Below are 14,358 nucleotides of genomic sequence, written 5' to 3'. Positions count from 1 at the left end.
GCCCCACCACGCCGTAGCTTGGAGTGGTGACATCACCGACTCATCTGCCCCGCACCGTCGGCGAACTGCGTGCCGCCGGTCACCGTGAACGGGGAGTCAAGCAGGAAATCCGGGAAAACCTCCTCACCGCGCTCGCCGCGGGAGACGAGGTGTGGCCGGGCATCCTGGGCTTCGAGGACACCGTCCTGCCTCAGCTGGAGCGGGCGCTCATCGCCGGTCACGACTTCGTGCTGCTCGGCGAGCGAGGGCAGGGCAAGACCCGGCTGTTACGGGCCCTGGTCGGGCTGCTTGACGAGTGGACGCCGGTGATCGCCGGGTCGGAACTGGGCGAGCACCCCTTTTCGTCGATCACGCCGGAGTCGATCCGCAAGGCCGCCACGCTGGGCGACGACCTGCCGGTGGAGTGGAAGCACCGCAGCGAGCGCTACACCGAGAAGCTGGCCACCCCGGACACCAGCGTGGCGGACCTCGTCGGCGACATCGACCCGATCAAGGTCGCCGAGGGCCGCAGCCTCGGGGACCCGGAGACCATCGCGTACGGACTGATCCCGCGCGCACACCGCGGCATTGTCGCGGTGAACGAACTGCCCGACCTCGCCGAGCGCATCCAGGTGTCGATGCTCAACGTCATGGAGGAGCGCGACATCCAGGTTCGCGGTTACACGCTGCGCCTGCCGCTGGACGTGCTCGTGGTCGCCAGCGCCAACCCCGAGGACTACACCAATCGCGGGCGGATCATCACCCCGCTGAAAGACCGGTTCGGCGCGGAGATCCGGACGCATTACCCGCTCGAGCTGGACGCCGAGGTGGGCGTGATCGTCCAGGAGGCCCACCTGAGCGCGCAGGTGCCCGACTACCTGATGCAGGTGATCGCCCGCTTCGCCCGTTATCTGCGGGAGTCCAACTCGGTCGACCAGCGCTCCGGCGTTTCGGCACGGTTCGCGATCGCGGCGGCCGAGACGGTGGCGGCGGCCGCCCGGCACCGCGGGGCCGTGCTGGGGGAGACCGATCCGGTGGCCCGGGTGGTCGACCTCGGAACGGTCATCGACGTCCTGCGCGGCAAGCTGGAATTCGAGTCCGGCGAGGAAGGCCGCGAGCAGGCGGTGCTCGAACACCTGTTGCGCCGCGCCACCGCCGACACCGCGTCGCGGGTGCTGGGCGGCATCGACGTTGGCGCGCTGGTAGCCGCCGTGGAAAGGGGTTCGGCGGTCACCACGGGCGAGCGCGTCTCGGCCAAGGACGTGCTGGCCGCGGTCCCGGCCCTGCCGGTCGTGGACAAGATCGCGGAGAAAGTGAACGCGCAGTCGGTGGGGGAGCGGGCCGCGGCGCTCGAGTTGGCGCTGGAGGCGTTGTACCTGGCCAAGCGGATCGACAAGGTGTCCGGGGAGGGCCAGACCGTCTATGGCTAAACCGTTCTCGAAGGGCCACTCCTCGCGATATTCGGCGTACACCGGCGGCCCCGACCCGCTCGCCCCGCCGGTGGATTTGCGTGAGGCGCTGGAGCAGATCGGTCAGGACGTCATGGCCGGCACGTCGCCGCGCCGCGCCCTGTCCGAGCTGCTGCGGCGCGGCACCGAGAACATGCGTGGCGCCGACCGGCTGGCGGCGGAGGCCAACCGGCGGCGACGGGAGTTGTTGCGGCGCAATAACTTGGACGGCACGCTGCAGGACATCAAGAAACTGCTCGACGAGGCCGTGCTGGCCGAGCGCAAAGAGTTGGCACGGGCGCTGGACGACGACGCCCGCTTCGGCGAGCTGCAGCTGGACGCGCTGCCCGCGTCGCCGGCCAAGGCCGTCCAGGAGCTATCCGACTACGATTGGCGCAGCCCCGAGGCACGCGAAAAGTACGAGCAGATCAAGGATTTGCTCGGCCGCGAGATGCTGGACCAGCGCTTCGCGGGCATGAAGCAGGCGCTGGAGGGCGCCACCGACGAGGACCGTCAGCGTGTCAAGGACATGCTCGATGACTTGAACGACCTGCTGGACAAGCATTCCCGCGGTGAGGACACCCAGCAGGATTTCCAAGACTTCATGGACAAGCACGGTGAGTTCTTCCCGGACAACCCGCGCAACGTCGACGAGTTGATGGATTCGCTGGCCAAGCGCGCCGCCGCCGCGCAGCGATTCCGCAACAGCCTCAGCCCCGATCAGCGCGCCGAGCTGGACGCCCTGGCGCAGCAGGCGTTCGGGTCGCCGGACTTGATGCAGGCGTTGAATCGGCTCGACGCGCACCTACAGGCGGCGCGGCCGGGTGAGGACTGGACCGGATCGCAGGAGTTCTCCGGAGACAACCCCTTCGGCATGGGTGAGGGGACGCAGGCGCTCGCTGACGTCGGCGAGCTCGAGCAGCTGGCGGAGCAGCTGTCGCAAAGCTACCCCGGCGCCACCATGGACGACGTCGACCTCGACGCGCTGGCGCGCCAGCTCGGCGACGAGGCCGCCGTCGACGCCCGCACCCTGGCCGAACTGGAGCGCGCGCTGGTCAATCAAGGGTTCCTCGACCGCGGTTCGGACGGCCAGTGGCGACTGTCACCGAAGGCCATGCGCCGCCTCGGTGAGACCGCGTTACGCGATGTGGCGCAACAGCTTTCCAGTCGGCGCGGCGAGCGGGAACTCCGGCGTGCCGGCGCTGCGGGCGAGCTGACGGGTGCCACTCGGCCCTGGCAGTTCGGCGACACCGAGCCGTGGAACATCTCCCGCACGCTGACCAATGCGGTGCTGCGGCAGGCGGGGACGTCGTCCCCGGATGGTCGCGCCGGTTCGCTGAAGATCACCGTGGACGACGTCGAGGTATCGGAGACCGAGACCCGCACGCAGGCGGCGGTGGCGCTATTGGTCGACACCTCGTTTTCGATGGTGATGGAGAATCGCTGGCTGCCGATGAAGCAGACGGCCCTCGCGCTCAATCATCTGGTGAGCACCCGGTTCCGCGCGGATGCCTTGCAGATCATCGCATTTGGCCGCTACGCGCGGACCGTGACGGCCGCGGAGCTGACGGGTCTCGAAGGCGTCTACGAGCAGGGCACGAACCTGCATCATGCGCTGGCACTGGCGGGTCGGCACCTGCGGCGGCACCCCAACGCGCAACCGGTGGTGCTGGTGGTGACCGATGGTGAGCCGACCGCCCACCTGGAGGATTTCGACGGCGACGGGACGTCCGTGTTCTTCGATTACCCGCCGCACCCGCGGACGATCGCCCACACCGTCCGCGGATTCGACGAGATGGCGCGGCTCGGCGCCCAGATCACGATCTTCCGGCTGGGTAGCGACCCTGGTCTGGGGCGGTTCATCGACCAGGTCGCCCGCCGCGTCGAGGGGCGGGTCGTGGTGCCCGACCTCGACGGGCTGGGCGCGGCCGTGGTCGGCGACTATCTGCGGTCGCGACGCCGGCGCTGACCCCGACTCGGTTGCAGCTAGCCGGTATCCGTGCATGGACGCCAGCGGCGAAGACATGGACGACGTGCTCGGCCAAGCTGGATGCCATGCACGCGCTCGACTCACAGCAACCGGCCGCGGCCGGGTCAGCCGCCGCTCGCGACCCCCGTCCGGGCGCCAAGTTTGCCGTCGAGGCGATCGGCACATTCTTCTTGGTCTTCACCTGCGGCGCCGCGGCCGGCAGCGGGAGCACGCTCGCCCCGCTGGCGATCGGTGCGGTGCTCATGGTGATGGTCTACGCCGGGGGTCACATCTCCGGCGGTCACTACAACCCGGCGGTGACGCTGGCGGTCTTGGTGCGGCGCGGGATCGGCGCGCGCGACGCCGCCGGATACTGGATTGCGCAATGCGTCGCCGGGGTGGTCGCCGCCGCGGTCGTGCGCTGGATCGTCGGACCGGTCCATGCCGGCGCTCCAGCACACCGGCCGGCCGCCGTCTTCGTGGTGGAAGCGCTGTTCACGTTCGCTCTTTGCTATGTGGTACTCAACGTGGCGACGCGCAGCCGCGATCGGGGCAACTCGTACTTCGGGCTGGCGATCGGGTTCACTGTGGTGTCAGGGGTGTTCGCGGTCGGCGGCATCTCGGGGGGTTTGTTCAACCCGGCGGTGACGGTCGCCGCGGTGGCCATGGGAATAATCGCCTGGCCCGCGTTGTGGATATATGTTGCCGCGCAGGGCGTCGCCGCCGCCGCGGCCGGAATCGCGTTTCTGTTGCTGGATCCGGACGAGCGGCGTTCTGGTCGCAACGCATCGGAATCGGCGATCTGATCGCGGGGGGTAGGAGCCCGGCTGGCCGGGTACACGGATTCACGAAGGAGGAAACGCATGGCCAAGGTTCCAACGATCGAACTCAATGATGGTGTCGCCATTCCGCAGCTCGGATTCGGCGTGTTCCAGATCAAACCCGCCGAGACCGCCGCGGCCGTCAAGACCGCGCTCGACATCGGATACCGCCACATCGACACCGCCGAGATGTACGGCAACGAAAAGGAAGTCGGCCAGGGCATCCGCGACGCCGGCCTCGACCGCGGCGAGGTGTTCATCACCAGCAAGCTCAACAACGGCTTCCACAAACCGGACGACGCCCGCCGCGCCTTCGACGGAACGCTGAAGGCGCTGGGCTCCGACTATGTCGACCTGTTCCTCATCCACTGGCCGCTGCCCACGCTCTACGACGGGGATTTCGTGTCGACGTGGAAAGTGCTGGAAGAGTTCGCCAAAGACGGACGCGCGCGCAGCATCGGAGTCTCCAATTTCCAGCCCGCACACCTCGACCGGCTCGCCGACGAGACGGACACGGTCCCATCGGTGAACCAGATCGAGGTGCACCCGTACTTCACCAACGAGGACGTCCGCGCCTACGGACGCGAACACGGCATCGCCACCGAGGCGTGGTCGCCGATCGCACAGGGCAAGGTGCTCGACGATCCGGTCATCACCCGCATCGCCGAGGCCCGCGGCAAATCGGCGGCGCAAATCGTCTTGCGCTGGCACATCCAGCGCGGCGACATCGTCTTTCCCAAGTCGGTGACGCCGGAACGGGTGAAGGCCAATTTCGAGCTGTTCGACTTCGAGTTGGACGGCTCCGACATGGACGCCATCTCGGCGCTCGACAAGGGTGAGTCGGGCCGCAACGGTCCCAACCCGGACACGTTCGACTACGTGCCGGACTGACTCAGCTGCGAGACCTGCGGGCGCGCCGCTTAATGCCCACGCCGCCCCAGAGGGACCAGCCGCGGATCCTCACCTTCGGCGCGCCCGGCGTGCCATGTCCCAGGACGTCGTGGTCAAAGCCGCCCATGACGCCGCGGCCGTCGATCTCGATGTTGACCTCGGGCGGCAGCAGGATGTTCTGAACGCCCATGATCGAGATCGCATGGATGTCGACGTCAGTCGAGGTGAAGTCGGCATAGCGCAGGTCCAGCACGCCGCTGCCCCACAGGGTGAACGTGGTCAGCTTCTTGGGCACGTTCCAGCGGCCACGCCGCTCGAACCCGCTCAGGATGGCAAGCAGCAGCGTGGACGGCGCCGGATTGGGAGTGCCGCCTCGGCGAGGGCTGATCGGGGCGCCCGGCAGGTCGGCGCGAAGCTGGTCGAGTTCCTCATAGGTCGTCGCCGCGTACGCCTTGGTCAGGCGGTCCTCGTAATCCTTGAGCTGCAGGCGGCCCTGCTCGGCGGCGTACGCCAGCAATTGCGCAAGCTGGATGCGATCGGTGTCGGCCGCCCGCGACGGTTCGTCACGCACGTCCTTCGTGTCGCGCTGCGCTGAGTTGCTCATCACCCACGAGCGTACGACGTCCGGGTAGCGCTGCAAGAGGGTTGGCTAAATCGCAATCATGTCGCATGGCCGGACCGCTAATTGGCGCCACCGTCAGCGGGAGCCCAGCTCGGTCTCCGCTTCTGCAGAAAAGCCAGCATGCCCTCGCGCGCTTCGTCGGATACGAACAACCGTGCCGACTCCTCGGTGAGCCGTTCGGCGTCGCGGTCGAACCCCTCTAGCATCGCCGCGGTGGTCAGCGCCTTCGACGCCGCGAGGCCCTGCGGCGAACCGCGGCCCACGTCGGCGACGACGCTCTGCACCGCGGCGTCGACGTCATCGACGGCCATCGTCACCAGTCCGATCTCCGCCGCCCGACCGGCGTCGAACGTCTCGCCGGTCAGGTAGTAGCGGGCGGCCGCTCGCGCCGACATCTTCGGTAGGAGCGTCAGCGAGATGATGGCCGGCGCGACGCCGATCCGGGCCTCAGTCAGCGCGAACGTGCTGCGTGGACCGGCGATCGCGATGTCGCAGGCGCCGACCAGACCGAACCCGCCCGCGCGCACGTGGCCGTCGACGGCGGCGATCACCGGCAGCGGCGACGAGACGATCGCACGCAGCAGCGCCGTGAGTTCACGAGCCCGGGCGGCGGCAGTGTCGTACCCGGATGGTGGCGACCCGCTTCGGCCGGCTCCGCCGCCCTCGCGATCGCCACGAGCCGATGGTGGCGACCCGCTTCGGCCGGCTCCGCCGCCCTCGCGATCGCCACTGCTGGCCTCGCTCAGGTCAGCACCGGCGCAGAACGTGCCGCCGGCGTGTCCGAGCACGACCATCCGGGCGGCCGGATCCGCCGCGGCGTCGCGCAGCCCCTGGTGGAGCTGGTTGACCAGCACGGTGGACAGCGCGTTGCGGTTGTGCGGTGAATTCAGGGTCAGGCGGGCGAACGGGCCCTTGGTTTCGGCCGGGCCGGCGTATTCGACGAGGGTGTCCATCGCGAGGGCTCAGTAGCTCCGGGGCAGGCCCAGCGACGTCTGCGCCACGAAGTTCAGCACCATCTCACGGCTCACTGGGGCGATCCGCCCCAGCCGGGCCGAGGTCAGCATCGCGGCCACGCCGTACTCCTTGGTCAGCCCGTTGCCGCCCATCGACTGCACGGCCTGGTCCACCGATCGGGTAGCCGCCTCGGCGGCGGCGTACTTGGCCATGTTCGCCGCCTCGGCCGCGCCCGCGTCGTCGCCGCTGTCGTAGAGCGTCGCGGCCTTCTGCATCATCAACTTGGCGAGTTCCACTTCGATGTGGCACTGAGCGAGCGGGTGCGACAGGCCCTGGTGCGCGCCGATGGGCGTACCCCACACCTGGCGGGTCTTGACGTAGTCGGCGGCCTTGTTGAGGGCGAAGCGGCCCATGCCGACCGAGCTGGCGGCTCCCATGATGCGTTCGGGGTTGAGCCCGGCGAACAGCTGCGCGATCGCGGCGTCCTGCGCCCCGACGAGCGCGTCGGCGGGCAGGCGGACGTCGTCGAGGAACACCTGGAATTGGCGCTCCGGGCTGATCAGCTCCATGTCGATCGCGGTGTAGGTGAAGCCCGGCGCGTCGGTGGGCACCACGAACAACGCGGGCCGCAGCTTGCCGGTCTTGGCCTCCTCGGTGCGCGCTACCACCAACACCGCCTGCGCCTGGTCGATGCCGGAGATGTAGACCTTCTGCCCCTTGAGGATCCAGTCGGCGCCGTCGCGGCGCGCGGTGGTGGTGATCTTGTGCGAGTTGGAACCGGCATCCGGCTCGGTGATGGCGAACGCCATCGTCAGGGAGCCGTCGGCGATCCCGGGCAGCCAGCGCCTCTTCTGCTCGTCGGTGCCGAACTTGCTGATGATGGTGCCATTGATGGCGGGAGACACCACCATGAGCAGCAGCGCGCTGCCCGCGGCGGCCATCTCCTCCATCACCAGGGACAGCTCGTACATGCCGGCCCCGCCGCCGCCGTATTCCTCGGGCAGATTGACCCCGAGGAAGCCGAGCTTGCCCGCCTCCGACCACAATTCGGTGGTGTGTTCCTGTGCGCGCGCCTTCCGCAGGTAGTAGTCCTGCCCGTAGTTGGCCGCCCATTCGGAGACCGCTTTGCGCAGCGCCCGGCGGTCCTCGTTCTCGATGAAGCTGGTTTCGGTCATGTTGATCTCCTTACGCTTCCGGCGCGTCGACCCGTGCCAGGATTGTGCCGACTTCCACTTGCTGACCGGTCCGGACGTTGAGCTCGGCGAGCACGCCGTCGGACGGTGCGGTGATGGTGTGTTCCATCTTCATCGCCTCCAGCCAGATCAGCGGCTGGCCGGCGCGCACCGTCTCGCCCACCTCCGCGCCGAGCCGGATGACGTTGCCGGGCATGGGCGCAATGAGGGACCCGCGCTCGACGGTGGAGCCCGGCTCGGGGAAGCGCGGCAGCGCGACCAGGCGCACGGGCCCACGGGCCGAGTCGACGTAGACGTCGGTACCGTATCGCGCGACGCCGAAGCGATGGGCCACCCCACCAGCGCCGGCGAGGACCACCTCGTCGGGCGCGGAGGAGAGGAGTTGCACCGCTTCGTCGCCGGGCATTTCCAAACCCGCTCGGGTGAATCGGTATTCGACCCGGTGCTCGGTGCCTTCCTCGTCGCGGTAGGTCTTCACCTGGTAACCGGACGCCAGGTTGCGCCAGCCGCTGGGCAGGGAGCCGAAGGTCTTGGCCGTCGCGCGATTGTGCGCCGCGTCGGCGAGCGCGGCGGCGATCGCCGATAGCCGGACGACGGCGGCGTCGGCCAGCGGCGCCGCCAGCGCGGCCAGGCCATGCGTGTCGAAGAACGCGGTGTCGGTCGCGCCGTCGAGAAACGCGGGGTGGCGCAGCACGTTCACCAGCAGCTCGCGGTTGGTGCGCACGCCGTGCAACTGGGCGCGGGCGAGCGCGTCGGCCAGCACCAGCGCCGACTGGCGGCGCGTCGGCGCGTACGAGATGACCTTGGCCAGCATCGGGTCGTAGTGAATCGACACGGCGAACCCGTCGACCACCCCGGAGTCCAGCCGGATCCCGGTCCGGTGTCCCAGCGTGCCGAATTGCGTGCGCACCGAGGGGATGTCGATCCGGTGCACCGGACCGGCCTGCGGTTGCCAGCCTTGTGCGGGATCCTCGGCGTAGAGTCGGGCTTCGATCGAATGCCCTTGCGCGACGGGCGGTTCGGGACCGAGCCGGTCACCGTCGGCGACCGCGAGCTGCAGCTCTACGAGGTCGAGCCCGCTAGTCTCCTCGGTCACCGGATGCTCGACCTGCAGCCGGGTGTTCATCTCCAGGAAGTAGAACTCGCCCGCGTCGTCGGCCAGGAACTCGACCGTCCCGGCGCCGGCGTAGCCGATTGCGGCGGCCGCCAGCCGCGCCGCGTCGAACAGCTTGTCCCGCATGCCCGGTATCCGCTCGACCAGCGGGGAGGGCGCCTCCTCGATGATCTTCTGGTGGCGCCGCTGAATGGAGCACTCGCGTTCGCCGACCGCCCACACCGTCCCGTGGGCGTCGGCCATGACCTGCACCTCGACGTGGTGGCCGGTGGGCAGGTAGCGCTCGCAAAACACCGTCGGGTCGCCGAAGGCGGACTGCGCCTCGCGCCGCGCCGCCGCGACTTCGCCCGGCAGTGCGGACAATTCGCGGACCACCCGCATCCCGCGCCCGCCGCCCCCAGCGGACGCCTTGACCAGCACCGGGAGTTGCGCCTCGGTGACCGAGTCGGGGTCGAGTTCGTCGAGCACCGGCACCCCGGCGGCGGCCATCAGCTTCTTCGACTCGATCTTCGAGCCCATCGCCCGCACCGCGTCCACCGGCGGTCCGACCCAGACCAGGCCGGCGTCCTGCACGGCGGCCGCGAATTGAGCGTTCTCGGAGAGGAATCCGTAACCGGGGTGCACCGCGTCGGCGCCGGCCGCGCGTGCCGCCGCGATGACGGCCTCGGCGTTGAGATAGTCGTTCGTCTGCGGCAGCCGCACGCGGGCGTCCGCCTCGGCGACGTGCGGCGCGCCGGCGTCAGGGTCGGTGTAGACGGCGACGGTGCCCAGTCCCAACCGGCGGCACGTCGCGAACACCCGCCGGGCGATCTCCCCGCGGTTGGCTACCAGCACTCGTGTGACCATGGGACTCACATCCGGAAGACGCCGAAGTTCGACGTCCCCTTGATCGGGCCATTCGCGATGGCGGACAGGCACATTCCCAGCACGGTGCGGGTGTCGCGCGGGTCGATCACCCCGTCGTCGTAGAGCATCCCGGACAGGACCAGTGGCAGCGACTCGGCTTCGATCTGGCCCTCGACCGCCGCCCGCATCGCCGCGTCGGCCGCCTCGTCGACCTGCTGGCCGCGGGCCTCCGAGGCCGCCCGGGCCACGATCGACAGGACGCCCGCCAGCTGGGCTCCGCCCATCACCGCGGATTTCGCGCTGGGCCAGGCGAATAGGAACCGCGGGTCGTATGCCCGGCCACACATGCCGTAATGGCCGGCGCCATACGACGCGCCGATCAGCAGGGAGAGGTGCGGGACGGTCGAGTTGGAGACGGCGTTGATCATCATCGACCCGTGCTTGATCATGCCGCCCTCCTCGTAGTCCTTGCCGACCATGTAGCCGGTGGTGTTGTGCAAGAACAGCAGAGGGGTGTCGGAGCGGTTGGCCAGCTGGATGAATTGGGTGGCTTTCTGCGATTCCTCACTGAACAGCACGCCGCGGGCGTTGGCCAGGATGCCCAGCGGATAGCCGTGCAGGCGGGCCCACCCGGTGACCAGCGACGAGCCGTACATCGGCTTGAACTCGTCGAATTCGGAGCCGTCGACGATGCGCGCGATAACCTCCCGCGGGTCGAACGGGATGCGCAGGTCGGCCGGCACGATGCCGATAAGCTCTTCGGCGTCGAACAGCGGCTCAGCCACCGGCCCGGGGGCCGGTCCCTGCTTGACCCAGTTCAGCCGCGCGACGATGCGCCGCCCGATGCGGATCGCGTCGAGCTCGTCGACCGCGAAGTAGTCGGCCAAACCCGAGATGCGGGCGTGCATTTCGGCGCCGCCCAGGGACTCGTCGTCGGACTCTTCGCCTGTGGCCATCTTGACGAGCGGCGGGCCGGCCAGGAACACCTTCGAGCGCTCCTTGATCATCACCACGTGGTCGGACATGCCAGGGACGTAGGCACCGCCGGCGGTGGAGTTGCCGAACACCAGCGCGACGGTGGGAATTCCCGCCGCCGAGAGCCGCGTCAGGTCACGGAACATCTGTCCGCCCGGGATGAAGACCTCTTTCTGGGTGGGCAGGTCCGCTCCGCCGGATTCCACCAGCGAGATCACCGGCAGTCGGTTCTCGAAGGCGATCTTGTTGGCGCGCAGAATCTTCCGCAACGTCCACGGGTTGCTCGTGCCGCCCTTGACCGTGGGGTCGTTGGCCACGATCATGCATTCGACCCCGCAGACCGCGCCGATGCCGGTGACGATGCTGGCGCCCACCTGGAACTGGCTGCCGTAGGCCGCGAGCGGGCACAGCTCGAGGAAGGGGGAGTCGGGGTCGACGAGCAGCTCGATGCGCTCGCGGGCGGTCAGCTTGCCGCGGGCGTGATGGCGGTCGACGTACTTGGGGCCCCCGCCGGCGAGTGCCTTGGCGAGTTCGGCGCCGATCTCGGCGAGCCGGGTGGTCGCGGCCGACGCCGCGTCGGTGTAGGCCGGCGACGCCGGGTCGAGGATGGACTTCAGCGCGGTCATGACTGGAATCCCAACGTTTTGGCTGCCAGAGAGGTCAGGATTTCGGTGGTTCCGCCGCCGATGCCGAGGATCCGCATATCCCGGTATTGGCGTTCGACTTCGGATTCGGCCATGTATCCCATTCCTCCGAAGAGCTGGACGGCCTGGTGGGCCACCCACTCGCCGGCCTCGACGGCGGTGTTCTTGGCGAAGCACACTTCCGCGATCAGGTTCGTCTCCCCGGCGAGCTGGCGCTCCACCACGTGGTGCGCGTAGACCCGGGCGACGTCGATGCGGCGCGCCATCTCGGCCAGCGTGTTCTGCACCGATTGGCGGGAGATCAGGGGTCGCCCAAAGGTTTCCCGGTCGCGGCACCACCGCACCGTCAGGTCCAGGCAGCGCTGGGCACTCGAATATGCCTGTGCGGCAAGGCCGATGCGCTCCGAGACGAAGGCCTGCGCAATCTGTAGGAAGCCACTGTTCTCGGCGCCGACCAGGTTGGCCACCGGCACACGCGTGTCGGTGAACGACAGCTCCGCGGTGTCCGAGGACCGCCAGCCCATCTTCTCCAGCTTGCGGCTGACCTCGAATCCCGGTGTGCCCTTCTCGACCACAAGCAGCGAAACCCCGGCCGCGCCGGGGCCACCGGTGCGCACGGCGGTGACCACGTAGTCAGCGCGCACCCCGGACGTGATGTAGGTCTTGGCGCCGTTGACGACGTAGTGGTCGCCGTCTCGGATGGCCGACGTCCGCAGGTGCCCGACGTCCGAGCCGCCGCCGGGCTCGGTGATGGCCAGCGCACCGATCTTGTCGCCGGCCAGCGTCGGGCGCACGAACTCCTTGATCAACCGCGCATCGCCGGACGCGATCATGTGCGGCACCGCGATGCCGCAGGTGAACAGCGACGCGAACACGCCGCCGGGGGCGCCGGCCTGATGCACTTCCTCACAGATGATCACCGAATCCGCGCCGTCGCCGCCGCCACCGCCGACCGCCTCGGGAAAGCCCGCACCCAGCAGGCCCGCCGCACCGGCCCGCCGGTGCAACTCGCGCGGCAGCTCGCCGCCGCGCTCCCACGCGTCGGCGTTCGGAAGGATCTCGCGTTCGGTGAAGGAGCGCACGGTCTTTCGCAGCTGTTCGCGCTCCGGTGTGGTCCAGATGCTCATAAAAGGCTCTCCGGGATGTCGAGGTAACGACCGCGCAGCCACTCGCCCAGCCCCTTGGCCTGGGGGTCGAAGCGCGCCTGATAGGCGACGCCCTGGCCCAGGATGCCGTCGATGATGAAGTTCACCGCGCGCAGGTTGGGTAGCAGGTGCCGGGTCACGTCGAAGGCCGCCGCCTCGGGCAAGAGTTCCTTCAGCGTGTCGACGGTGAGCGTATTGGCGAGCCAGCGCCACTGGTCGTCGGTGCGGACCCATACCCCGACGTTGGCCGACCCGCCCTTGTCGCCGCTGCGGGCCCCGGCAATGCGCCCCAGCGGCACGCGCCGGGTGGGGCCGGCCGGTAACGGCGCGGGCAACGCCGGGGGATCGGCCGGTGCCAACTCCAACGTGTCGGTGGCGCAGGGGATTTCGGTGCGGGTGCCGTCGGCGTGCACTGCGGTGTGCGCCACCCGGATCGCGTCGACGTAGCCGGCGGTGAACACGCCATAGACCTGACCGTCGCCCGGCGGCGCGGTCACGTGGAAGCCCGGATAGCTGGCAAGCGCCAACTCGACCGCAGCCGAAGAGAATTGGCGCCCCACGTTGGCCGGGTCGGGGTCGCGCACCACGCAGTGCAGCAGCGCGCTCGCGGCCTCTTCGGAATCGGCGTCGGGGTGGTCGGTGCGCGCCAGGGACCACTGCAGCTCGGCCGGCTTGACCGACAGCCCGGACTCCAGCTGGCGGCGCACCAGCTCGGCCTTGGCTTCGATGTCCAGACCGGTCAGCACGAACGTCATCGCGTTGCGGAATCCCCCGATGCTGTTGAGGGACACCTTGAGCGTGGGCGGCGGCGGTTCGCCTTGCACGCCGCTGATGCGCACCCGGTCAGGGCCGTCCGCCGCCAGCTCGATGGTGTCCATCCGCGCGGTGACGTCGGGATTGGCGTAGCGGGCGCCGGTGATCTCGTAGAGCAACTGCGCGGTGACGGTGTCCACGCTGACCAACCCGCCGGTGCCCGGGTGCTTGGTGATCACCGACGAGCCGTCGGCGTGGACCTCGGCCAGCGGGAAACCGGCGTGCGTGAGGTCGGGGACCTCACTGAAAAACGAGTAGTTGCCGCCGCTGGCCTGCACGCCGCATTCGATGACGTGGCCGGCGACCACGGCCCCCGCGAGCCGGTCGTAGTCCGTGCGACCCCACCCGAAGTGCGCCGCCGCCGCCCCGACGATCACCGAGGCGTCGGTGACCCGGCCGGTGACGACGACGTCGGCGCCGTTGTTGAGGCAGTCCACGATTCCCCAGGCGCCCAGGTAGGCATTGGCGGTCAGCGGGGTGCCCAGCCCCAGCTCCGCCGCGCGTGGCAGCAGGTCGTCGCCCTCCACATGGGCGACTGCGGCCTCGATGCCGAGGCGCTCGGCGAGGGCCCGTATCGCGCCGGCGAGCCCCGCGGGGTTGAGACCGCCGGCGTTGGCGACGATGCGCACGCCGCGGTCGCGGGCCTCGCCCAGGCAGTCCTCGAGCTGGGTCAGGAAGGTCTTGGCATAGCCGCGCTCGGGGTGCTTCATCTTGTCGCGGCCCAGGATCAGCATGGTCAGTTCGGCGAGGTAGTCGCCGGTGAGGTAGTCCACGTCACCGCCGGTCAGCATCTCGCGCATCGCCGACAGCCGGTCGCCGTAGAACCCGGAGCAGTTCGCGATCCGGACAGCGCCGGGGGCACCGGACTGCGAGGCCATCGCGTCCTCCATTCAGCGAATCACCGTTGAGCGCCGGAAAAACCAACCAACCAACCGGTAGGTTAG

The 14,358-nt window shown here is 69.3% G+C and carries 11 protein-coding genes; 4 read left to right on the top strand and 7 right to left on the bottom strand.

Annotated features, from left to right (window positions below):
- Positions 1–23 precede the first annotated feature (23 nt).
- From G6N56_RS12065 to G6N56_RS12050, 4 genes are all read left to right on the top strand, one after another.
- The gene (locus G6N56_RS12065) at positions 24–1,409 is read left to right on the top strand and encodes a sigma 54-interacting transcriptional regulator (RefSeq protein ID WP_085256061.1); all 1,386 of its coding nucleotides are present in this window, start codon (positions 24–26) and stop codon (positions 1,407–1,409) included.
- The gene (locus tag G6N56_RS12060) at positions 1,402–3,396 is read left to right on the top strand and encodes a vWA domain-containing protein (protein ID WP_085256062.1); all 1,995 of its coding nucleotides are present in this window, start codon (positions 1,402–1,404) and stop codon (positions 3,394–3,396) included. The genes G6N56_RS12065 and G6N56_RS12060 overlap by 8 nt, the downstream gene beginning before the upstream one ends.
- An 86-nt stretch (positions 3,397–3,482) precedes the next feature.
- Positions 3,483–4,202: an MIP/aquaporin family protein gene (locus G6N56_RS12055; protein ID WP_085256063.1), complete on the top strand. Its 720-nt coding sequence runs from the start codon at positions 3,483–3,485 to the stop codon at positions 4,200–4,202.
- Between the two features lie 57 nt (positions 4,203–4,259).
- On the top strand, positions 4,260–5,108 hold the full coding sequence (locus G6N56_RS12050) for an aldo/keto reductase (RefSeq protein WP_085256064.1): 849 nt from the start codon (positions 4,260–4,262) through the stop codon (positions 5,106–5,108).
- Between the two features lies 1 nt (position 5,109).
- On the opposite strand, the gene G6N56_RS12045 is transcribed toward G6N56_RS12050, so the two are convergent.
- The 7 genes from G6N56_RS12045 to G6N56_RS12015 form a co-directional block, all read right to left on the bottom strand.
- Complete coding sequence (locus tag G6N56_RS12045; protein WP_085256095.1) at positions 5,110–5,712, bottom strand: DUF1707 SHOCT-like domain-containing protein; 603 nt, start codon at positions 5,710–5,712, stop codon at positions 5,110–5,112.
- A 77-nt stretch (positions 5,713–5,789) separates the two neighbouring features.
- Positions 5,790–6,683: an enoyl-CoA hydratase family protein gene (locus G6N56_RS12040; protein ID WP_085256065.1), complete on the bottom strand. Its 894-nt coding sequence runs from the start codon at positions 6,681–6,683 to the stop codon at positions 5,790–5,792.
- Between the two features lie 9 nt (positions 6,684–6,692).
- Positions 6,693–7,859: an acyl-CoA dehydrogenase family protein gene (locus G6N56_RS12035; RefSeq protein WP_085256066.1), complete on the bottom strand. Its 1,167-nt coding sequence runs from the start codon at positions 7,857–7,859 to the stop codon at positions 6,693–6,695.
- 10 nt (positions 7,860–7,869) lie between these two features.
- The gene (locus G6N56_RS12030; RefSeq protein ID WP_085256067.1) at positions 7,870–9,837 is read right to left on the bottom strand and encodes an acetyl/propionyl/methylcrotonyl-CoA carboxylase subunit alpha; all 1,968 of its coding nucleotides are present in this window, start codon (positions 9,835–9,837) and stop codon (positions 7,870–7,872) included.
- Positions 9,838–9,842: 5 nt separating this feature from the next.
- Positions 9,843–11,438: an acyl-CoA carboxylase subunit beta gene (locus tag G6N56_RS12025; RefSeq protein ID WP_085256068.1), complete on the bottom strand. Its 1,596-nt coding sequence runs from the start codon at positions 11,436–11,438 to the stop codon at positions 9,843–9,845.
- The gene (locus G6N56_RS12020) at positions 11,435–12,583 is read right to left on the bottom strand and encodes an acyl-CoA dehydrogenase family protein (RefSeq protein WP_085256069.1); all 1,149 of its coding nucleotides are present in this window, start codon (positions 12,581–12,583) and stop codon (positions 11,435–11,437) included. The genes G6N56_RS12025 and G6N56_RS12020 overlap by 4 nt, the downstream gene beginning before the upstream one ends.
- Positions 12,580–14,292 carry an acyclic terpene utilization AtuA family protein gene (locus G6N56_RS12015; RefSeq protein WP_085256096.1) on the bottom strand — a complete coding sequence of 571 codons (1,713 nt, stop codon included), beginning with the start codon at positions 14,290–14,292 and terminating at the stop codon, positions 12,580–12,582. Before G6N56_RS12015 ends, G6N56_RS12020 begins: the two co-directional genes overlap by 4 nt.
- Positions 14,293–14,358 lie beyond the last annotated feature (66 nt).

This window comes from Mycobacterium saskatchewanense (assembly GCF_010729105.1).
Taxonomy (GTDB): domain Bacteria; phylum Actinomycetota; class Actinomycetes; order Mycobacteriales; family Mycobacteriaceae; genus Mycobacterium; species Mycobacterium saskatchewanense.
The sequence above is the reverse complement of the archived record's forward strand: the minus strand, read 5'-3'. Positions and strand labels throughout refer to the sequence as shown.